This is a genomic window from Aquimarina spongiae, assembly GCF_900141785.1.
GTDB classification, from domain to species: domain Bacteria; phylum Bacteroidota; class Bacteroidia; order Flavobacteriales; family Flavobacteriaceae; genus Aquimarina; species Aquimarina spongiae.
Window position 1 is genome coordinate 82,018 of sequence record NZ_FQYP01000012.1, and the last position, 20,843, is coordinate 102,860.

The 20,843-nt window shown below is 35.7% G+C and carries 18 protein-coding genes; 9 read left to right on the plus strand and 9 right to left on the minus strand.

The window, feature by feature from the left end; translation table 11 throughout:
* Positions 1 to 4 precede the first annotated feature (4 nt).
* Entirely contained in the window at positions 5 to 916 is a 912-nt protein-coding gene (locus tag BUE24_RS21935) for a GyrI-like domain-containing protein (RefSeq protein ID WP_073321346.1), read from the plus strand.
* A 27-nt stretch (positions 917 to 943) separates the two neighbouring features.
* Here the strand turns inward: BUE24_RS21935 and BUE24_RS21940 are convergent, their stop codons facing one another.
* Positions 944 to 1,819 (minus strand): phosphatase PAP2 family protein, encoded by an 876-nt coding sequence (locus BUE24_RS21940; RefSeq protein WP_073321350.1) that lies wholly within the window; start codon positions 1,817 to 1,819, stop codon positions 944 to 946.
* 340 nt (positions 1,820 to 2,159) lie between these two features.
* On the opposite strand from BUE24_RS21940, the gene BUE24_RS21945 reads away from it, so the two are divergent.
* The 5 genes from BUE24_RS21945 (at position 2,160) to BUE24_RS21965 (ending at position 8,914) form a co-directional block, all read left to right on the plus strand.
* Positions 2,160 to 2,570 carry a DUF1842 domain-containing protein gene (locus tag BUE24_RS21945; protein WP_073321353.1) on the plus strand — a complete coding sequence of 137 codons (411 nt, stop codon included), beginning with the start codon at positions 2,160 to 2,162 and terminating at the stop codon, positions 2,568 to 2,570.
* Between the two features lie 57 nt (positions 2,571 to 2,627).
* Positions 2,628 to 4,298: a hypothetical protein gene (locus BUE24_RS21950; RefSeq protein WP_073321356.1), complete on the plus strand. Its 1,671-nt coding sequence runs from the start codon at positions 2,628 to 2,630 to the stop codon at positions 4,296 to 4,298.
* Positions 4,299 to 4,319: 21 nt separating this feature from the next.
* The gene (locus BUE24_RS21955) at positions 4,320 to 5,372 is read left to right on the plus strand and encodes a hypothetical protein (RefSeq protein ID WP_073321359.1); all 1,053 of its coding nucleotides are present in this window, start codon (positions 4,320 to 4,322) and stop codon (positions 5,370 to 5,372) included.
* 38 nt (positions 5,373 to 5,410) lie between these two features.
* Positions 5,411 to 7,975 (plus strand): hypothetical protein, encoded by a 2,565-nt coding sequence (locus tag BUE24_RS21960; protein ID WP_073321362.1) that lies wholly within the window; start codon positions 5,411 to 5,413, stop codon positions 7,973 to 7,975.
* Positions 7,976 to 8,113: 138 nt separating this feature from the next.
* A complete protein-coding gene (locus BUE24_RS21965) occupies positions 8,114 to 8,914 on the plus strand; it encodes a hypothetical protein (RefSeq protein ID WP_073321365.1) in 801 nt (266 codons plus the stop codon).
* A 26-nt stretch (positions 8,915 to 8,940) separates the two neighbouring features.
* On the opposite strand, the gene BUE24_RS21970 is transcribed toward BUE24_RS21965, so the two are convergent.
* The 5 genes from BUE24_RS21970 to BUE24_RS21990 all read right to left on the minus strand — a co-directional run bounded on the left by BUE24_RS21970 (position 8,941) and on the right by BUE24_RS21990 (position 12,774).
* On the minus strand, positions 8,941 to 9,612 hold the full coding sequence (locus BUE24_RS21970; protein WP_170864655.1) for a response regulator transcription factor: 672 nt from the start codon (positions 9,610 to 9,612) through the stop codon (positions 8,941 to 8,943).
* The gene (locus tag BUE24_RS21975) at positions 9,605 to 10,348 is read right to left on the minus strand and encodes a sensor histidine kinase (protein ID WP_073321368.1); all 744 of its coding nucleotides are present in this window, start codon (positions 10,346 to 10,348) and stop codon (positions 9,605 to 9,607) included. Before BUE24_RS21975 ends, BUE24_RS21970 begins: the two co-directional genes overlap by 8 nt.
* Positions 10,324 to 10,950: a hypothetical protein gene (locus BUE24_RS21980; RefSeq protein WP_073321370.1), complete on the minus strand. Its 627-nt coding sequence runs from the start codon at positions 10,948 to 10,950 to the stop codon at positions 10,324 to 10,326. The genes BUE24_RS21975 and BUE24_RS21980 overlap by 25 nt, the downstream gene beginning before the upstream one ends.
* A gap of 18 nt (positions 10,951 to 10,968) precedes the next feature.
* Entirely contained in the window at positions 10,969 to 11,667 is a 699-nt protein-coding gene (locus BUE24_RS21985; RefSeq protein ID WP_073321373.1) for a hypothetical protein, read from the minus strand.
* A 285-nt stretch (positions 11,668 to 11,952) separates the two neighbouring features.
* Positions 11,953 to 12,774, minus strand: a complete 822-nt coding sequence (locus tag BUE24_RS21990; protein WP_073321376.1) for a glycosyltransferase — start codon at positions 12,772 to 12,774, stop codon at positions 11,953 to 11,955.
* A gap of 171 nt (positions 12,775 to 12,945) precedes the next feature.
* Here BUE24_RS21990 and BUE24_RS21995 point away from each other — a divergent pair, with 171 nt between their 5' ends.
* From BUE24_RS21995 to BUE24_RS22005, 3 genes are read left to right on the plus strand one after another with little or no spacing between them, the layout of a single operon-like run.
* Entirely contained in the window at positions 12,946 to 16,035 is a 3,090-nt protein-coding gene (locus BUE24_RS21995) for a hypothetical protein (protein ID WP_073321380.1), read from the plus strand.
* Complete coding sequence (locus tag BUE24_RS22000) at positions 16,035 to 17,252, plus strand: Ig-like domain-containing protein (RefSeq protein WP_073321383.1); 1,218 nt, start codon at positions 16,035 to 16,037, stop codon at positions 17,250 to 17,252. Before BUE24_RS21995 ends, BUE24_RS22000 begins: the two co-directional genes overlap by 1 nt.
* Positions 17,253 to 17,257: 5 nt before the next feature.
* Positions 17,258 to 18,796 (plus strand): cellulase family glycosylhydrolase, encoded by a 1,539-nt coding sequence (locus BUE24_RS22005; RefSeq protein WP_342039434.1) that lies wholly within the window; start codon positions 17,258 to 17,260, stop codon positions 18,794 to 18,796.
* On the opposite strand, the gene BUE24_RS22010 is transcribed toward BUE24_RS22005, so the two are convergent.
* From BUE24_RS22010 to BUE24_RS22020, 3 genes are all read right to left on the minus strand, one after another.
* Positions 18,793 to 19,968, minus strand: a complete 1,176-nt coding sequence (locus tag BUE24_RS22010) for a glycosyltransferase (protein ID WP_073321389.1) — start codon at positions 19,966 to 19,968, stop codon at positions 18,793 to 18,795. The two genes, BUE24_RS22005 and BUE24_RS22010, sit on opposite strands and share 4 nt — an antisense overlap.
* Before the next feature lie 172 nt (positions 19,969 to 20,140).
* The gene (locus tag BUE24_RS22015; RefSeq protein ID WP_073321392.1) at positions 20,141 to 20,440 is read right to left on the minus strand and encodes an STAS domain-containing protein; all 300 of its coding nucleotides are present in this window, start codon (positions 20,438 to 20,440) and stop codon (positions 20,141 to 20,143) included.
* 26 nt (positions 20,441 to 20,466) lie between these two features.
* The gene (locus tag BUE24_RS22020; protein ID WP_073321395.1) at positions 20,467 to 20,763 is read right to left on the minus strand and encodes an STAS domain-containing protein; all 297 of its coding nucleotides are present in this window, start codon (positions 20,761 to 20,763) and stop codon (positions 20,467 to 20,469) included.
* Positions 20,764 to 20,843 lie beyond the last annotated feature (80 nt).

Sequence of the window (20,843 nt, forward strand, 5' to 3'; positions counted from 1 at the left end):
AATAATGAAGAAAGTTGTAATTGGTATTTTGGTCATCTTAGTCGGAGTGGCAGTCTGGTTTTTAATGGTTAAAGAACACGACCATGTAATCACATTTAATGCAAATGCGTCTCAAAGTAGCGTATATAACCATGTTAAGGATGCAAAATTTATTGATACCACTTCGATACAAGATAATGCTATTATAATAGACAAGGTACTTTTCGAATCCTTTAAACAGGAAGTGCTTGTAGATAATCAAAAAGTTATTTTGGATTGGAAATTTAAAGCTGTAGCAGATACTATTACCAAAGTAAACGTAGGGATCATTAATACAGAAAATTCCATAAAACATCGTTTACAGGCTTTATTCAAGAAATCACCATTGGTAAAAACAGTAAAAGATGAGTTGATTTTGTTTAGATGGCAGTTTAGTAAGTATACTAATATGTTTAAAGTAACTGTTGATGGAGAAAGTGAAATGCCAGCAATGGAAATAATTACTACAAATGCAAAGGTGAAACGAGATAAGAAGGCAACTGCTATGATGAAAGCAAACTCGTATCTATATCCTAAACTTGCTGAAAACAGTATTACACAGGATGGACCTCCCTTTGTAAACATAAAGAATTGGGATATAGAGGAAGATACTATTACGTTTGATTTTGGAATCCCTATTGCTCACAAGGACACCCTTCCCGATACAATTCCCAATATTGTATTTGGTAGCGTCAAGTCTCAAAAAGCTTTAAAAGCTACTTTTTATGGTAATTATGCTATTAGTGACGAAGCTTGGTTTGCCTTGTTGGATTATGCAAAAAGAGAAAACATCAAGTTGGATAACAAACCTTTTGAAGTATTTCATAACAATCCCATGGCTGGCGGAAATCAGCTAGATTGGAAAGCCGAAATCTTTGTTCCTATTTTGGAGAACTAAGAAATTTGGTAGACTACTTCAAATAGATTAGAATCTGCCAACGACTCCAACTTGTCCGGCACCAAAGCTTAAATTCCATCGTATTTTGTTCTTTTTAGGATTGTATGCGTAGCGTTGTTCTTTTTTAAGGTAGTTATCAACGCTATCCACTACAGCGATACTAATGGCAGCACCAAGAACAACATCTGTTAACCAATGCGCTCCAGACCAAAGACGTGATACAGGGGATAATAAACCTATTGCATAGATACCTCCTTTTACATATGGATTTTGAAATTGCTTTGCCAAAGCGTGTGCAGTACTAATAGAAAGAATAGTATGTCCAGATGGGAAGGAGTGGTATCCCGCTTCATTAGACCATAAACGAAAGCTGAGGTTTCCCTCGTCGGTATTTGGCCTTGCTCTCCCTACCAGCGTTTTGGTGAATGTCTGAAATACACCTCCCGCTGTCGCTGATGCAATAAGAAGTACTCCTGTCTTTCTTATTTTTTCATTTTTAGTGATTAAGCCTATAGCATATATCCCTGTTGTTAATCCATAATTAACCAAAGGTTTTCCAAATCGGAATCCTGTTTCCTCTACAAAATCGGGAACGCCTTCTGCCTGATTCGTAAAATAATCATTTGCTGGTTCATCCAAGGCAAGTAATGTCATAGTTCCAGCTACCACACCGCCAAAGAGGGCCCAGTCTTTTTCTTTCCATTTAAAAGGTTGAGTATATGCATGTTTTACACCTCCATATACAGACAATCCATCATATTTGATAATCTGCCATGTCGTCATTTGTTCTGAGGAACGAGGAGTTCCAGAAGTGTTTTTCGTAGCAAGTGTATCTTGAGAAAAAGAAGGATAAGTGCTACCAACCAGTAACATGCTTATCCATAGGGCTTTTATAACGTTCATAGTAAAAGTTTGCTGAGCAAAAATAACAACTTATTCATAATTACCGACATACAGTGCAATTTTAAAAATTTGGAATTAGCATTATTTATAAAAATAAAACGCATTCCTGATTTGATTTAGGTTGAAAGTTATAGGAAGATCTTAGATCTATCGAATAGGGTAATATTACCGATTTTACCAATTTCCATATTAACACTGAAAGAAAATAGGAAAGAGATAAAGAAATTTGATAAGAGTCAAGATTAACACTTTTCAACTTTATAGAAAGATGAACTATTTCCCCAAAGGGGTAATCCGAAAACCCTGAATAGAGTAGGAATAAAGTCTAAATAACAAGGACATGAGTACAGCACAGCTCGAATCAAACTCTGCAATTGCCGAAGCGTATTTGGCAAAAGGGACAATAGGAAACGTGGGTATGCCTGGAGCACCTATCGCCCATTTTTCTTTGGTCGTAGTCCCATCCAAAAACACGGTTTCAGGTTCTGTAGAAATCACCCAGGCGATCGAAAACGGAAATACCGGGATATTTTCGGTAAAAGGAAATATCCGATCTACTGGATATGGTAAAGTTACCAAGATTGTAAATTTAGAAGGAGAGTATATCTACTCGTTCCCGCCACCAGCAATCGGTTCTATTCTGCAGAGATTTACTGCCTATATGGATATAGACGATTCATGGAATGGCCAAGGAGGGTTCTCTTATGGAGGAGGAAAAATAAATAATGTTCCTGTGTATTCAGAACACTAATTTTTAAAGAGAACAGTGCCATCGGTATTGTTCTCTTTTCTTTTAAAACCTAATGATATGAGTACCAATAATACATACCCAATAGTAAAAGTAACCAACAACTTACCGCATGAAATCGAGATATATGATGTTTTTAATCCTTCAAAAGGAGGAGTAAAAGAGACGTATCAATATACTAAACTGAGCACAATTGCTTCAGGAGCGACTTCAGATGTACAGACCATCAGAAAAGGATCTTTACTACAAGCCATGTTTACGGGAGTAATAGAACAACTTGATAATAAATACTATTATCAATTTCCGATAAAAACGATGTCAGCTATTCAATTCACCTTTGATAATCCACCACCTTTAACCTATAGCATAGAAACCAGTGATAAAGCGTCAACAATCCAATCTTTTTTGTTTCATCGCTTTATCATGGCGAATCCAAATTCGGCACTTACCAAAAATTTATACAGTGCACTCAAAAAGGGAAGTGTAGATAGCGTAAATGCTTTTTTTGCGAGTACAAAAAACTTCAAAAATTGTACGCTTAGCTCCTGGAATATTGTACAAACGTGGTTGCAGATGTTTACTTCAGGTTGGCAAGGCCCTTATTATTTGTATGAGGAAGCACCAACTCCTTTACCTGCCAATTACATTCCGGTTTTGATAGCTACCCTAAATATTGTGTCCAGTGCCAAAGAAAATTTAGCAACATTGAGTATGTGTAGCGAAGATGCAAAAGGGAATCCGGTTTTTGCCAATCCTCCTCAGCATACAACAGTGGTGATGAATGGAGATGGGACCATGGGGGATGATAACCCCGGGCAAGATGTATCGGTTACGTTGACACCAGTATGGATGAATGTGATCCAAACAAGCATGAAAAAAGGAACTCCCGTTTCTAATTATTTAGCAGGACCTGCGGTAACTGGTACAGTAGCAAACAAGAAAGTGGTGTCTTCACAAACTGCTAGGCAATTACCAGAAAGTAAAAAAATAAATACTAAGAAAACGTCTTCTTTTGATGCGTCGTTTGCAAAATTAGGTCAAATGGTAGGATTAATCGTCGGACTCCTCTTTTTGGGAGAATTTGCGATGAAAATAGGAAAGTCTGCCAAAGAAAAAGTGGATAAACTCAAAGAAAAAGCAAATTCGGATAAGGATTTTAAAGACGGAGAAGAAACAATCGACAAGACACCAGACCAGGAAGTAACGGCAGAAGCTACTTCAAAAGAATCAGAATTTAATACAGATGCCGAAGAAGTGTCCCAAAGCTATAACCAAACTTCAGAAGCACTTCAGGAGAATGTGATGACAGAAACTATGGAGGATACCTCTAAAAATATTCAAGAAGAATTAAGCAATCAAATAGAAGAAGGATATACCCCTACGCAAGATTTTGAGGATGCTGTAAGTGATATGGAAAATTCTTTTGAAGAGATTAAAACAGATATAGAGAATGGTAATTTCTCTGAAGCCAATACCAAGTTGAGTGATGTTTCTGAAAATATGGATAAAACATTGAAGGATAATGAGAGTAGCTTGGAAGATTGGGAAAAGTCATCTCTAGAGGAGTCTTCTGAAGCTGTAGACAATGCTGCAAAAGAATCTGATGCTTTGGATAAAGCACAAGAAGAGCACGATCAGGAAATAAAAGATGAGGCTGATGATTCTGGGTTTAACGAAAACGATGATATGCCTGAGACAGATTCGATCCCAGAAGGAGAAATGGCACTATAACAACATTAAAAAGATACAATTATGATCATTACATGGTTTACAGATCCTTCTAAAGGAACATTTACAGAAGGAAGCGGAAAGTTTTCATCCTACTACCAATATGATACCGAAACAAAAAAGTTTGTGAGGATCAGATTAGAATTAGGGCGACAATCTAGTGGAAGTGACCTAGGAGAAACGGGAGCTTTTTTTAAGAACAAAAGGGCTGTAGGTTTTTCTTCGATAGATTTTATAGAGAAGGTAGCAGAGTATCCTGATTCTGATTTTACAATAGATAAGTCCACGGGGAAATTATTGTTGAAAGGAGACCCCATGAGTACAACACCTACCACTGGAGATAATGTGGTAGATATGTCACCTGGACAAACGAAGCCACATTTTGGGAATAGTGTGGCCTCAAAAGCCTTTTTGCCTCCCGATATTGAGCCTAAACATTTAAGCCTAATTGCCAATAATGCGATTGCTAATGGCGAAAGTGAAAGTTTTACTACAAAATCTGTTACGGGTACTCAACTATCCGATGCTTTAAAAGGAAAAGTATGTGATATTATGGGAGTAGAAGATTTTAACACAATTAGCGATGCTGACATTTTGAAAAAACTAAAATCTCAAATCGCCGAAATAAAAGAAGAATTAACCACTCCATCCAAAAAAACTATCGATAGCTCTTTGGAAGATGTAGATAAACTGTTAAGCGGTATTAAAGAAAAAATGGAGACTGATGGTATAGCTCCAACAGAAGATTTCGAAGATGCTCTGGAAGATCTTGGGAAGAAGGTGAAAGCAGCAAAGGAGGCTTCTGAAAGTGGAGAAGGTGTCAAAAAGGCGATAACAGACTTAGAATCTTCTCGAGCTACATTAAAAGAAGCTGTAAAAACCTTAAGTGAGGCTCATCAGAGTACGGTTGACGATTTGATAACGGGCAGTGATAAAGCTATTGAAACCGCACAATCGGCAAGCGACGAATGGGAACGAATAGACACCGAGTATCAGGAGTCAGAAGAAGCTTCTTCAATAAAAGAATACGAAGCCAGTATAGGTAACGAAGAGGCAGAACCGGTTGAACTCAAATAGTTCATACGTTGGTAAATATTTCATGAAAAAACAACACCATGGCATTTCCAAAAATAACACTAGACAACACATTATCTGAAGAAGTAATCGTATATGATGCTTTTCAGAATAATCAAGATGATCAAAGCCTGTCTAACTTTTTTGGTGCTCTAACCGATCTCACTTCAGCTAGTTCTGGAACGAGTGAAGTTTTTGAGCCTATACACGGGCCAATCTCTACATATATCATTTATGATTCGAACCATAACCCGATAAAAAGGGTATTTACGATGGGTAATGCTCCTCAAACTTTTACTGTTGATCAGGGAGATGTAGCTATTATGACACAAACTCAGTCTTTTATTACATTACTTGAAAAATCACCTAACGATCCACAATGTGTAGCTTTTCAAAAGCTTATTAAAGGTGGGAAGGCAAAGCCCAATGAAGTAAATACCTTTTTTAAGGGTACCAAAGATTACACCTCATGTACATTTATTTCTTACATGCTGGCAACGGTTACGATTGCAAGAACGCCAGAAACCAAAAACAAACCACCACAAGAACAAGAGTACTCCTTAAGCAGTTTATGCAAGTATATGGGTATTGATTGGCCATCAGGATTTCCTGATGTAGTAATCTCAGATTTCTTTTGTTCTGAAGCTGACGAGATTTTGCGATTGGGAGGAAAACTAAATATCCATAATGTCACATTTCAAGAAGGTGTATTGGATCATGTTCTTTCCTTTTTACCAAGTCCAGAGATTACATTTGATATAGAAGTAGTGCTTAAACCAGGGTTTAGTATGGGGGTCATATGCCTGAAGTTTATGTTAGATGATATCAAGATCCCGATAGGAAACGGTAAGACCTTTGATATTGATCAACCTACCTTAATGCTTACCATCAATCCACTCTTCAAATTTGTCGTATTCGAGATAAAAGCGACTATCCCTTTCAGTATATTCAAAAGTCCAACTTTTGATGCTCAGATAGCAATGACTATCGATAATATTGAAGCAGAGGTGGGAGTAGAGCTAACAGGGAATAAGACATCCCTCTTAACACCTCCGATTATCAAAGGATTGCATTTTGATTCCTTTGGAGTGGGTATAGGATTGATTTTTGAGCCTGCAGGATTTGCCATTGGGGTAGATGGTACGTTTCATATAGGAGATCAAAAGGATAGAATTAAGCTAGACGATGAACAATTTGCCATTGTTTGCGAAATGGAGGAAGAGGTGCCTAATCCCTTGTACTTGGCATTCTATGTGCCCAAATTAGATTTTGATGAGATAATTACCATTTTTACAAATACCTCGTACAATTTTGATGTGCCCGTTACTTTTAGTGATTTGTCATTTCGATGGGCAGAAAACCCAATGGAGCCAGTGGTGCTACCAGATGGATCATTAGCGCCTATGGGGTACGGTTTTAATGCATATATGGATATTTTAGGATTAACCTTTTATGGAGCTTTAGAGATTGATATGGCTCATGGTGTTTCTGGAGATATTACCATGTCTCCTCTGGCGATGGGAAAGTTGTTTAAGTTATCAGGAGATGGAAAAGGAGTTACCATAAAAGTTGATGCAAATGGAAATCCAATACCAAACAATACCATCCCCAAGACAGCTGCAGAGAAAAAGGTAATAGAAAATGCAACAACCAAACAATTGGTTGCTCCAGGAGGTCCTGAAATGACGGTGAGCACTTCATCATCTCCTTATTTTACTTTGGGCGCTCAGGTAAGTTTGTTTGATATAATCAAAGAAAAGATCGCCGCTTCTATATCCAAAAAAGGGATAGCTTTTGAGTTGGATTATGGAGCTATCCTACAGACCAAAATGAAGTGTATACTTCAGAATTATCATAATTTTTCGGGTGATTTCAGCTATGGATTAGATGTTAATGTGCCATTTCCTACCATTGCAGGATTTAGTTTAGGTACTCTGAAGGTGAATGCTGATTGTAATATGGGACTTGCGATAGCTACTTCAACTTCAGACATTGATTTTAAGGTGCACGGTGGTTTCAATTTTGAAGGGTTGAACTTAAGGTTTGGACCCTTTGATGCTGATATTAATATTTCTAGAATAAAAGATCTGTTAGCCGTTGTTGAACATTATATTTTGGATAATGCTGAAGCTATTTTTAAAGAAATAATTCAAGATGCTTCAAAATGGGCAAGTTTTGTGAAGAAAGCTTTTATAAGCGGTGTTCATGACGTAGCACAAGGTCTTAAAACCGCTTTTAAAAAATCAGAACAAGAAGTGGCTTCCATTATGCATGGAGCGGGGTATGGCATGAACGAAGTGGCCTCTGGTCTCAAAACTGCATTTGGTGCTCCGGCTACAGTGGTTGCAGATGCTTTAAAGACTGCTTTTGGAGCTTCAGACAAACAAGTGGCTAGTGCTTTAAAAGTAGTAGGGTTCGGAGCCAAAGAAACTGCACAGGCGCTACAATCCGCCTTTGGAATTGCACCAAAAGTTATCAATGACATCATGCAAGGTGCAGGATATAGTGCCAATCAAATTAAAGACGCTTTTGAATCTCTTGGAGGAAAGTTTGCTTCTGCAGCAAAAGATATATGGCATGCAGTTTCTCATTGGGATCATTGGTAATGATATTTTAATAAACTCATCTTAACTTTTATTTTTCTATTGGGGGGTATGGTAGAGAATTTGGGGGCGGATGAGTTTACTAATTTTTTAATGAGTTGCTTTCAAATAGCAAAAAAACGTACAGAATAATCTTATAAAATGGTAATGATAGCTGATTCAAAAATTGATTTGGAAAGAGATCCATTAAAACTGTTTAGATCATTATTTGACAGTGACAGCCTTCAAATATTGGAATGGTCTCTTAAAATTACTAAGGATAGAATTGAAACTCGATGTAAACCTACCTTCTATGTTTATCATAAGGCCGACGATCTTTCAGTATATCAAAAACTAAATGTGTTGTTAGAAAGATTAGGGTGCCCATTAGAAGTGTTAAGATTTCAGCAGAATTCTATTGGGACATCGATGTATAACGGGATTAGAGTGCCACTACTTACAGAGGACTACAAATGCCTGTATATACATGAACTGAATCAAAATACAATTAATGCGTTTCGGTGGAGAAATGAAGCATCGTATGATAAAGTTAATTACATTTTTAAAACCGGGTTAAAAAAAAGAGAAGTTCAGGATTTTATTCATCCAGAATTGGATACTTTTTTTAAAGATGTTATGCAAACAGAAGAGGCCAAAAACAGGTCAGGGATATGGCTGCAAAAATTAGAACACAAAGTGCAGGAGGTGTATTTGGCTTTTCCGCATAGACCTAAATTAAAATGGATTTTTGATCTTTTAAAAGACCACATATTTATCAATTATTTTGAAAACACTTTGGCATACTCAGACTTGCGATGCAAAAATGTAGGATTTGATGGTTTACATGAGGAAAATCCGGCAATTACGGTATACTTTACAATCCCCCTTAGTCATAAATTTCCGAATACCTATGTAGAACTGATCAATATGACACATGAGTTTTTTGCTGAAATTAAAAACTAAAAAAAGGATATGATGGTGGGACTTTTTTAGGTCAGTATAATCTTATCTAACTCTATGATTTTATTTTGTGCGGCAAAAATGATAAGACCAGCAATGTTTTTGGCTCCTGTTTTCGAAAGCAAATTAGACTTATGAGTTTCTACTGTTTTTCTGCTTACAAAGAGTTTTTCTCCAATTTCTTTGGCGGTCAGTTGATAGCATAATAGTTTGAGCACATCGATCTCTCTTGGAGTAAGTTCGGCTATATTATTGGTAGGAATTACTGGAGTATTTGATGCAATTTGTTTTCGCATCGTTTCCATTTGTTCGATGTCTAGATGATGACCATTGGCATTTACATTACGGATTACTTTTACCAATTCTTTTTTGTCGATTTCTTTTGGTATAAAGGCATTAGCACCAGATTTAAACATGTACCCAATATAATTGGGTTGGTAATGCGATGATATAACTATTGTTTTGATACCAATATGTTGTTTCGTTAGTTCATCTACCACATCTTTACCAGTACCATCTTTCATTCTTAGATCTGTAAGTACAATATCTGGTAGATTTTCTGTGTCCAATGTATCTAGGAAAGAATTTCCGCTGTAAGATACAGAGATAACCGAAAAACCATCGATGCTATCTAAGTAATCCTTTAATAAGTTGGCAACTAACTTATCATCTTCAACTAAAGCTATTTTTATGTTATTCATTTCTTTGATGTAAAAGGGCGAATCTTGTGCCAGTTGGTTTGTTTTGTTCAAATTTAAAGGTCGCATTGAGTTGTTTAGATCTCAATGTGATATTTTTCATTCCAAGCCCTTTTTTTTGATTTCCCGAAAGTCCTTTTCCATTATCTCGTATGGATAGGAAAATTAGTTTTTGAGATACCTTCAATCTAATAAAAATTTGAGTAGCATTGGCATGTTTTTCAATATTTGTAATCACCTCCTGAAAAATTCTGTAGATGTTAATCTTGATCGTGTCCGGAATTTGAATATGTGGTGCGTCAACGATATGAAAATCAACAGAAAGAATAGTATTCATTGGCTGTAATACATTTTCAAATAATACTCCTAAAGTGCTTTCTTCCAAAAGAGGCGGAGTAAGATCATGAGATATTCTTCTGGCCGTAACGATACTGTTTTTTAGAACCTCTGTTAGCCTATCATCATTATTCATAAGTTGAATTCGTCGCAATTGCCCAATAAGCTCATCATGGATATCTGCGGCAATACGTATGCGTTCTTTCTCTTGAATCTCTATGCTGTTTTGCAACATTTCTTCGTTATGAAGAATTTTTAGATTTGCCCTTTGGCGCTCTTCTCGTTTAATTCGGGTGACATACTTTTTGGTAAGTATAATAATGAATAGAAGCAGCAAGGAAAATAATACCAAAGATCCTGCTATCCATAATATTGGTGTTAAAGGGTTTTTCCAGTCTTCCATGCCAAATTCACTAAAGCTGCATAAAACATGAGAAGACAGAAAGCTCTAAATAGCCATATCCATCCTACCAAATTTAAATGCTCGTTGATAAGATAATTTGTGGTTAAAGCAATAATAAAGTCAATACCAAAATAGAACAGAATCGTTAAAAATATAGTAATATGTGTATTTGATAAAAATAGCTTACCATCAAAGTATCTGAATAATGTTGCGATTAATAAGATAATTATACATAAGATGTATAGTAAACGATCATAGGACTGATATGAGCTAATTTCTTTGTTAAATCCCAAACTCAATAGCATGGGAATGATAAATAACAAGGAGAGGTACAAGAAATTTCTTTTTTTTCTGCGGAAAAGATGCACGAGAATATAGTATCCAAGGTAGAATAAATGGATATAATAGGATACTGAAAACAAAAACAAATTTACTTTACCAAAAATAGCAACAAGCTCTATGGACAAGATGGATACCAGATAGATAATGGTAATTAACGCATGTTTCTTGAACATACTATATACTAGTCCTATAGAAAGAACCAATACACATAGCATGGAAAGAATATCCATAATTTTTTCGATTACTACCGTAGTATCCATTATATGTCTTGCACTAATTTAGAGTAAGTTAAAGTCACTACTCAAACTGAAAGGTGGATGTGGTTGCGAAACGTCCATAAATAATTCATTATCGCCTGATTTTTGAGTTTCGCCTTCATTTAATTCGATCTCACGAGTAAGAATAAACTCAAGATTATACCCAAATATGTCGAAGTTGTTAAGCGCTGTCAATACAAAAACATTTTCTTGGCTAGAACCAAATAATGTGGATAAATCTTCAAAAGGAATGGTCATCAACCGTAGCAAACCACTAGAACCAGATTTTATGGCTTGTTGTTGATCCTTAAACCAGTTTTTTGCACCTAGCATCCAGTTCAAGATTCTTTGTTCTGCTTCGCTTTTACTTATTTGATCATTGCAGGAAAGTGCAACCCGTTTGAAGGCGGTATTTGTTTTGGTGGCAGTCGTATTAAAACTTCTTGTGAATTCCTTTTCTAAAAGATTGATCCCTATTTGGTAAGACTGGTTTTGGTCAGTCACATTATCTACGATATAGAATTTAAGTTCAAATTCGTCTACACCAAAATAACAGTTAAGTGTAGTAGGGTTATTTGTACTCCAATTTTGATAATCTTCGAACGATACAGTAAAGCCATAACCCGAGGTTAAAAAATTAAGAGCAATACTGGTATTTCTAATTTCATTCCAGGTATTGATGTTGGCTTTAATTCTAGTTAAATATTTGCTCGCGCTCATTTTTATAGGTTTAAGAGTTTAGTGATAAGTTACATTAAAAAAAGAAAATTCCGGGGAAATTTTAACTTATTTTCAAATTCGAAATACTTTTTGATCGTACTTCTAAACGCTATAGAAAAGTGGAGTCTTCAACGAAGATGAAAAAAACTATTACTCATCTGTAAAAAGAAAAAAAAACTGTTATTTGTTTTATCTGTTGATTTCTAAACAGATACCCTTCAAAAAAGAAACCCGAGTTTCAACTCGGGTGTGGGATGTAATATCGGGAAATTGTGTGCTTTTTGTTTACGAAGCAAATATAGGTTGTGTTGTGCCAAATATTTCTACGGATGGTTCTAATGTATTTTCTGTATTTGCATAATTAAGATTTTGCAAAACGTTATAATTAAACCAAATAGATAATAATCGGTATGGTATTTCTAATGAATCCCTAATTCCCAGTTTGGAATCTTCCATATGTACCCATCGTTGTAATGGTTGTTCGTATATTTTGTTCAGTATAGTGACCTCGCCATAATATTTTTTCATTCTTAAAAACATTTCGATATCAAATAACCACCTGCTGAAGAAGTTTCTTTTAAATAAGATAGGGACTAGTTCTGCTCTGAAAACCTTGGCTCCGCATTGTGTATCCTCTATGGGTAATCTTAATATAAAGAATACTAACATTTTTATGATTTTTGAAAATACGGCTCTGAAGCTATCTTTTTGGATTCCCGCTGAAGCATTTTTAGCTCGAGAACCAAAGACCATACTTAATTTCCTGTTAGTTTTTAGTGTTTTTAAAAGATCATCAAAATCGTCGAAGTCTGTAGAAAGGTCTGCATCTATAAATCCTACATACCCAATGTCTCCTCTACTATGAAGGTATCTTGCACCAGCTCTCACTGCAGCAGCTTTTCCTAAATTCTTTTTGATGTCAATTACACTTACCTTAGATGGATTAGAAGCTTGTATGTCTTTTAAAAGTACAATGGTATTATCCTTACTTCCATCGTTGACGAAGCAAAGATGATATTGGTTTTCTTTATTGATAAAATTTCTGAAAGCAGATACATTTAGTCTGTTTTCTTCATTATAGCAAGGCACGATTATTCCGGTTTTCATAGGGGTAATTTTTTGGGTTATACCTCGAATGTACCTTAGAATAATGGCTAAAACTGATGCATTTCGATTATTGGAGAATTGCTGTCGATGAATGGTTTTTATCGAAAGACGGGTCATTCGTCGAATCCGAAACCTTTGTTGTATATTTAAACAGAAACTACGGCGAGTCTTATGAATACATCTACAAACAAGTATTTGATTATTGCTTTATTAATAGGAGTAATTTTTCATGGTACCGCCATTTTCTTCACTTTAGAATATACCTATGATGCTTTAATTCATTTGTTTTTCGGAAATCACTATGCAACGAGTTGGTTCGAACCTTGGAGTTATAGTTGGTATACCGGATTTACTGTAATGGGATATCCTCCACTGGTGCATCAAAGTATTGGGTTGCTGTCTTATATCGGGGGATTAAAATTTGGATTGTTTTCTGTGGCTTTGATCGCCATCATACTTTTTATCACTGGGGTATATCGATATGCACTATTATTGACATCCAATCGAACAGTTGCAGGGTATACGGCAGTGTTATCGGTTTTTGCTTCTGTTTTTATAGAAACCTTGCATGTTTTTGGGCAATTACCTAGTATTATCGGGATCTCGGTATTGATGCATGCGCTCCCAGAGATTTATTTATGGATCAAAGTGGGTAAGTACAAATACCTGATCAATGCCTTGAGTCTAATTGCTGTGACTGTTACTTCACATCATGTAACTCCCATATTTGGAATGGTATTTTTTATCTTTCCTTTGATTGGAATGATAATAATGGATGGTGCTCGAGAAAAAGTAAATTCCTATAAAGAAGTACGCTTAAAACATTTCATTCAAACTTTTTTAGCTTTTTTTAAACGAATTGTAGTTTTTGGATTTGGATCATTGCTATTGATTATTACCTGTATACTCCCGTATTGGATCAACACCAAAAACAATCCTATCACACAAGTGCCTATTCCCCATGGTTCCCGTGATAATTTTTTGGAAGTTACTTCATCGGGCTTGGTATTTTTTTTAATTCCCTGGGGGATTTTATTGTTTTTCTTGCCTTATTTCTGGTATCGTTTTTTTAGCAAACGATATTTGTTTTTTGGGTTGTCATTTACTTTACTCACCATATTAGGTACAGGAGGAACAACTCCAATTCCGAAGATGATTCTGGGAGATAATGCATTTAATATTTTGACTCTAGACCGTTTTACGTTGTGGGCATCCTTGATGGCATTGCCCATGTTTGGGGAGTTTATCTATCGTTTTGTAGAGGGAGATCTAAAGATAAAAATAAAAGAAAGATATGGAAGTGTACTACATAGAATTCTAGGAGGATTGATTGGGGGAGGATTGATCTTTATGACTTTTTTTACCATATGTTTAGGCTATTTCAGACCGCTACAACCTGCGCAAATCAAAATGCTCCCTATCCTTAACTTTTTAAAACAGGATCAGCACGATCATTGGCGATTTTTACCCTTAGGCTTTGGAGATCAAATGGCGTGGCTCTCTGCCCAAACCGATGCGATGACGGTAGATGGCAATTATCACTCAGCCAGGAGATTGCCAGAGTTAACAACCAGAGCTGTAGAACGTCTCGAAAATTCAAAATTTAGAGGTGTAGAAGGAATAGGGTCATTGCAACAGTTTTTGACCGTGCCAGAAAAGTACAATTTGAAGTATGTATTTTCTAACGATAAGTTTTACGATCCTATATTATATTTCTGCGGTTGGCAACGTTTACGACAATTAGAAAATGGTATTATGGTGTGGGAAAAGTTAAATGTTCCTCCATTGTCCAATGTATTACCAAAAGATACAATACCACTATTTCAAAAACTAATGTGGGGTTTGATTCCAATGCTTACCGTCATTATCGCATTTATCATCAATATTCAGTTTATCTGGATTCATGGATTGAAAACAAAGTTTAAAGCATTTCCGGTATATTTTAAGTTTGGAGTTGAATATGCTTCTTTTAGAAAAAGTGTATTTCGAATTTCGTATTTGTGGGCAATATGTATATGCATTGTATTCGCGATTGGGGTTTATTTTGCCTACGTAAAAAATGCTACGCAAATTAGACCAGAAAACGTAATCAAAGCCTATTATGATGCCTTGGATTTTAAAGAGTTTAAAAGAGCGTATTCCTATGTTCATCCCAAAAGCAACAAATCTTTAGATCAATTTATGCTTGAAGTCTCCGTAACAGATGGTTTATTGAGTTCGTATGCAAAATTGGATGAACTAGAGGTTACTATTACCGTGCAAACTGACTCTTCAGCAAAAGCTAAAGTAATGGGTAATTGGATTACTCCGCTCGAGAAAATAGAAAAAACCTTTTACCATGAAATATTAAAAAAAGGAAGTAAATGGTATGTGTTGCCTTTGGATTATGATTTGGATATTCCTCCTGATCAGTTGTTTTCTGAAAATGTGGTTTCCTTTTACAATCACGGGCGTAGAAGGATTACTTCTGAACAAACACATCATGAAGATGTTTTAAAACAGCCAGTGCTAGAAGTTTTGAATGCAGCAATAGTAAAAAATGAAGATCAATATTATATCATAGGGGAACTGCAAAATGTTGATAATGTTCCCAGTGATGTGGTGGTTACCGGTACTTTGTATGCCCAAAATGACAGAGAATTAGCGACGTACAATGTAAAGCATCAAATGAAGCATAAGTTAATGCCAAAAGAGACTACGAGTTTTAGAATGGATTTTGAAGGAGTTGCCTGGAGAAGCCTTGAGGATAATAAACCGACGACTTTTGATCCTGATCAGTTTACTGCTGCTAATTTGGATGGACAGCCAACAAAGTTCAACTTACAATGTGCAGGAAATGTCGCTACTGTTGATCTGTATAAAGGAGTTGTGATTAATGATATCTCGATTCGAGAGAATGGGGTTGATGGAGTTTTGTTTAATTCTGGATTACAAGAAGTAACTATTCCTCAATTGATCATTTCATACTATGATGAAAACAAAAAATTGATATGGGTGACTCAAAAGTATCTACCCGAAGGGATACGGCCTCAAAGGAAATTATATTTTGAGTTTGATTTTCTCGATCTTACCAAAATAGAAAGAGTAGATGAGCACATGGAAAACGTTTTTGTAAATGGATTGTCTAATGAGGAAATCAGTAATAAAATGGTACCCAATAGAAAATCAGAATATATGCAATCACAGTTACTACGGGTGCTAGGAAAAGGGTTCAACTATATTAAAATTGAAATTAATAATTACGTGGGAGCTTCAAATTGATGAGAATACGAATACGACATATCATTTTAATGGGCTTTAGTTTATTATTTAGCATTTCATTTGCACTCTTGGTACAAGTTGAAAAACCGGTACAAGTAACCCTCAAAACAACACAAAAGAAATACCAGGCGGGCGACAAGATTATGTTAGACTTTGCATACGATAGTACCCTCACGTTTCAGTTGTTCTTGAAAAACTCTTACGGAAGTACATTATTAACATCTTCTTCGGGACAGTTCATCATCCCGGAGTATTTGGCAAAGAAAAGAGGAACGCTAGATTATTTTCTGATTCACAATTCAAAATGTGTTTTTAAAGGAGATATTTCGATTCATGCAAATTCGGATACATTGGTCGAGCTTGAAACTTATATTGGTCCACCAAGTATTGTAGCGGGCGATAGAGATTATACTATGCATGTTGTAGCTCCTACGGATAGATACGACAATCCTCTTCCAGACAGCACGAAAGTAAAATTTAAACATCAGTTTCTGGGGGCAGAGAAAGAGTATGAAGAACTCACCAAAGATTTGATCGGTTGGAGAAATATATTTGCTTACGAAAAAAAAGGGAAACTATTGGTTTCTTCGCAGATTGGAGAAACAGATTCAAAAGAATTTTCAGTAGAGATATATCCTGCCCTTCCAGAAGATTTCGCAATCGAAAGTTTTAGAGAGCATAACTATGCAGATGGTAATCAGATAATAACTTTTAGTACTGGCATAGTAAGAGATGAGTTTGATAATATAGTAGCCAATGGTACTATGGTGAATTTTGTGATCAAAAATCAGGAAGGAACACTTTTGAAAGCACAAGGCACCACGGTAAATGGTATTGCGTTGGGAAAAGTATTGCATCCAAGCTATGAAGATGTTTGGCAAGTACAAGCTTTTGTAAACGGGATTGCAAAAAGTAATACGATAAGTGTTGTTTTTGAAGCGGTGCTAGAAGATTTTGAAGTCGATTTTGATACTAGTAATAGAGAAATTGTTGTAGGGCCTCTTCGTAGTTTTATGGAGCAAATCATCCCTGATGGGGCATTGGTGAAACTGGAGATTTATAAGGATAATAAACGTATTGAAACCAAAGTAAAAACCTCGTTTGAGGGAGAAGTTAGATTTATACTTGCCGAGGGGTTTTATCCCACAGGGGATTATGATTTTGATATAAGCTCGCTTGGAGTAACAAAGACCTTTAAAAATATCACATTGCAATGATAAAAATGAATAGGAATATATACAGGATTTTGGTTGTTATTTCATTTTTGGGGGTGGTAATTGCTATTCTTTTTATAATTAGCCAAACTCTTACCTACCTCAATACAGGAGCGGATCGAAACTCTATGTTGCATGTAGCTCTTAATAAAGAAAAGGTGTACTTGCCAAAATTGGTTTGGAAAGACACCATCAACCCTGGGAGACCAATTGAAAAACAGACCATGAACGATATACAAACTGACTATTTGAATGCCTGGTATGTACGTAACGTGGCCTATCAAAATAATGAGTTAAAAGCGATCGACGATTATTATACCACTAGTGCGATGCAAAACATTGTTCATACAATAGAAGCCAATCAATCCAATCAACTTTCTATTCATGGTACAACAATAACACACAATCTCTCGCTGGATTTTTACAGTGCAGATGGACAGTTAGCGGTGATCAATGATTCTGGAGTAAAAGAATATCAACATGTATACAAAGACAATCAATTATTGTTTCAAATAGAAGATATATCTAATTACAAAGTTTTACTGCTTTTGGAAGATGGTTATTGGCGAATACGACATATCGTCAAGAATGAAAATAGCGAAGAACTAGAGGGTTTGATCTCAAATGGTTTTGCCAAGGTTATTGAGGACAAAATCTATGTAGACCAGCATGAATACCAAATGAAAGGGATTAACTATTATCCGCAAAAAACGCCATGGGATATGTTTGGAGACGATTTTGATATCGAAGTGATTAGTAAGGACTTTGATATTCTTAAAGAAGCAGGATTGAATACTATTCGCATTTTTGTGCCTTATGTAGAATTTGGAAAAGAGCAAGTACATCCAGAAAAGTTACAAAAGTTGCAAGATGTGCTGGATGTTGCATTATCCAAAGAGTTAATGGTGGTGGTTACTCTTTTTGATTTTTATGGCGATTATTCGGTTTTGGATTGGACACTTACACACAGACATGCAGAGCAAATAGTTGGTCATTTTAAAGACCATAAAGCTATATTGGCGTGGGATATTAAAAACGAACCTAATCTGGATTTTGAGAGCAGAGGCAAAGAGAATGTTATAGGATGGTTAAAAGAAATGATCCATCAAATCAGAGAACACGATCCTAATCACTTGGTTACTATTGGGTGGTCTGATATGGAGTCGGCTACCTTATTAAATGAAGAAGTAGATATAGTATCTTTTCATTATTACAAGGACATAGACGATTTCGATAATGATTTTTCATTTTTAGACGTCCAAGTAGATAAACCGTTGGTATTGCAGGAATTCGGTTTGTCCTCTAATAGAGGTTTATGGAGTCCGTTTGGATCTTCAGAGAGAAATCAAGCTGATTACCATAAAACGTTTCAAGAGATAATCAAGAAAAAGAATATTCACTATCTCTCATGGACTTTGTATGATTTTCAGAATGTTCCCAGTAGCGTTGTTGGAGGATTACCTTGGCGTAAACACAAACAAAAGCATTTTGGGTTTATTGATGCTTCAGGAAACAAAAAGGAAGCTTTTCAATACATTTCGCATTAAGCAAGCTTAATCTCAGTAAATTTCTCAAGATACATCCCGGTAATTCTACTCATTGGGAATGCAGTTGCAGCGTCATAATTGGCTTTGCCCAATTCGTTTCTATATGAGGGACTTTTAACGATTTTCTCGATGGCATCAGATAGGCTGTCTACACTCTTGGGATCAAAAAATTCACCTCGATATCCTTCTTCTTTAACCAGAATAGAAAGGTCTCCCAAATCGGGCATTACTACCGCTTTACCGTAGCTCCCTGCTTGATGCAATACTCCAGAACTACCTGTAGTAGAGGTGTATGGGAAAATCACCATAGCACTCTCTGTAAAAATTTTGGGAACATCCTCTTCTTCAACATACCCCGTAAAGGTTAGTTGTGGAATATCATGGTATTTTTTCTTCATAGTATCAAGGTATCCAGGAACATTTGGATTGTCTGTTCCCGCTATGACCACCTCTAGATCTTCAGAAGTACGACCTCTAATTTTTTGTACAGCTTCGATGAGTATTTCTACTTTTTTATAGGTGCCAAATTTTCCGAAGGTCATTATTTTTAAGGGGCCATCTGGGAGATGGTACGAAGGTTCTTCTGGCAACTCAAAGGTGCCATGCGGAATAAGCACTATATTCTTTGCTTTATATTTCTCCTCCAGAATATCTACGTACTTACTGATCGTTACTGCTACATAATCTGCTTGTAGTATGAATCGGGTAAGTGTCGTCCCTATAAAATTATAGATCTTCTGCAAGAGCTTGTTTTTTGTAAAACCAGCGCTGCTCAAGTCCACCTGCTCCATGATATTGTGCAGTAGAACAATGGTTGGAATATTTCTTCTTTTACATAATAAAGGCAGCAGTAATCCTAGCGCTGCGGCCACTTTTTTATCACCAAACTTCATAAACTGAAGATTAAACAAAATAGCATCGGGCTTGGTCTGTTTTACAGCCTTCATCACAGAAGAGATGTTAGTGTAACTGTTAAATTTCCAGCATTGTTTTACGGTAACCTTGCATCCTTCTTCTGTAAAATTAACATCAGCTTCTTCTGGCGTAATGTCTGTTAAAATGATTAACTCAGATACATCTGCCTGTTGTCTAAAATGTTTTACTAAATGGTATGCGTATTCGTTTAAAGTTACCTTGCTTGGGGGATAAGCAGTTACAATAGCTAATTTCATAAAGGTTTTAATTTATTGGAAAAATAGACCAAGACGAATTAAAATCTATCCGAAATACGAAGGGGTAAGTTGATTTCAAGATTTTAGGACGAATAGGGGCACGTCTTTAATTACTTACAATTTAGAAGATCTACATCAAAAAAACAACAGTAACGAATAGATTATTCAGCGATTAATAATTTTCTTTAAAAATGTAACTCACTTTATTTTTTTCGAAAGCTTTTCTAATAATGTTGTTATCTCTACCAAAAACAAACAAAATTTTATTTCTTCGATTCGCTTTGGAATAAATATCTTTAAGCACCTGTATACCTTTGTGGTCAATTTTTTGTACTTTTTTTAAAGACATCACAACTTCATCATAATGATCAAGCAAATTATTGAAATGTTCTTTTACATGTGTAGTGTTATTTAATGTAAAATCTCCAATAACTTCAAATTTTCTGGCGTTTTGTACAATTTGTAAATTCATGATTTCTAGATTTTAGGGTTAGTGATTTATAGGTAATCGTTCTTAAGCATGTAGTTTACTTTTCCAAAAGCATTTTTTACCTGCTCGTTCTGTCTGCCGATGATGTAGAATATTTTGTTTTCTTTCATGGCATTTTTAAACAAAGAGTTGAGTACATGAACACCAGAAGCATCTATTCTTTTTACCTTATCTAGACAGAGAATCACTTTTTCGGTACTAAATAACAATTGCTCGCAATGACGTCTTAGAGAGTTTACATTCTCTGCAACAATACTTCCTTTTACTTGATAGATTCCTTGATTTTGGGTTATTTTCAGTGCCATAACTTCTAATTTTTAAAGGTTACTTATTTCTAATTTCTGTTTTTTTCTTCGGTAATACAGGTCATCCTTCGTTGAGAAGA

Bases quoted from the DNA above. Each gene is read 5' to 3' on its own strand.
- BUE24_RS21965 (WP_073321365.1), top strand. From the start codon at position 8,114: ATGGTAATGATAGCTGATTCAAAAATTGATTTGGAAAGAGATCCATTA.
- BUE24_RS21955 (WP_073321359.1), top strand. From the start codon at position 4,320: ATGATCATTACATGGTTTACAGATCCTTCTAAAGGAACATTTACAGAA.
- BUE24_RS22005 (WP_342039434.1), top strand. From the start codon at position 17,258: ATGAATAGGAATATATACAGGATTTTGGTTGTTATTTCATTTTTGGGG.
- BUE24_RS21985 (WP_073321373.1), bottom strand. From the start codon at position 11,667: ATGAGCGCGAGCAAATATTTAACTAGAATTAAAGCCAACATCAATACC.
- BUE24_RS21940 (WP_073321350.1), bottom strand. From the start codon at position 1,819: ATGAACGTTATAAAAGCCCTATGGATAAGCATGTTACTGGTTGGTAGC.
- BUE24_RS22000 (WP_073321383.1), top strand. From the start codon at position 16,035: ATGAGAATACGAATACGACATATCATTTTAATGGGCTTTAGTTTATTA.
- BUE24_RS21950 (WP_073321356.1), top strand. From the start codon at position 2,628: ATGAGTACCAATAATACATACCCAATAGTAAAAGTAACCAACAACTTA.
- BUE24_RS21990 (WP_073321376.1), bottom strand. From the start codon at position 12,774: ATGAAAACCGGAATAATCGTGCCTTGCTATAATGAAGAAAACAGACTA.
- BUE24_RS21975 (WP_073321368.1), bottom strand. From the start codon at position 10,348: ATGGAAGACTGGAAAAACCCTTTAACACCAATATTATGGATAGCAGGA.
- BUE24_RS21970 (WP_170864655.1), bottom strand. From the start codon at position 9,612: ATGAATAACATAAAAATAGCTTTAGTTGAAGATGATAAGTTAGTTGCC.
- BUE24_RS21995 (WP_073321380.1), top strand. From the start codon at position 12,946: ATGAATACATCTACAAACAAGTATTTGATTATTGCTTTATTAATAGGA.
- BUE24_RS21980 (WP_073321370.1), bottom strand. From the start codon at position 10,950: ATGGATACTACGGTAGTAATCGAAAAAATTATGGATATTCTTTCCATG.
- BUE24_RS21935 (WP_073321346.1), top strand. From the start codon at position 5: ATGAAGAAAGTTGTAATTGGTATTTTGGTCATCTTAGTCGGAGTGGCA.
- BUE24_RS21960 (WP_073321362.1), top strand. From the start codon at position 5,411: ATGGCATTTCCAAAAATAACACTAGACAACACATTATCTGAAGAAGTA.
- BUE24_RS22015 (WP_073321392.1), bottom strand. From the start codon at position 20,440: ATGAATTTACAAATTGTACAAAACGCCAGAAAATTTGAAGTTATTGGA.
- BUE24_RS22010 (WP_073321389.1), bottom strand. From the start codon at position 19,968: ATGAAATTAGCTATTGTAACTGCTTATCCCCCAAGCAAGGTAACTTTA.
- BUE24_RS21945 (WP_073321353.1), top strand. From the start codon at position 2,160: ATGAGTACAGCACAGCTCGAATCAAACTCTGCAATTGCCGAAGCGTAT.
- BUE24_RS22020 (WP_073321395.1), bottom strand. From the start codon at position 20,763: ATGGCACTGAAAATAACCCAAAATCAAGGAATCTATCAAGTAAAAGGA.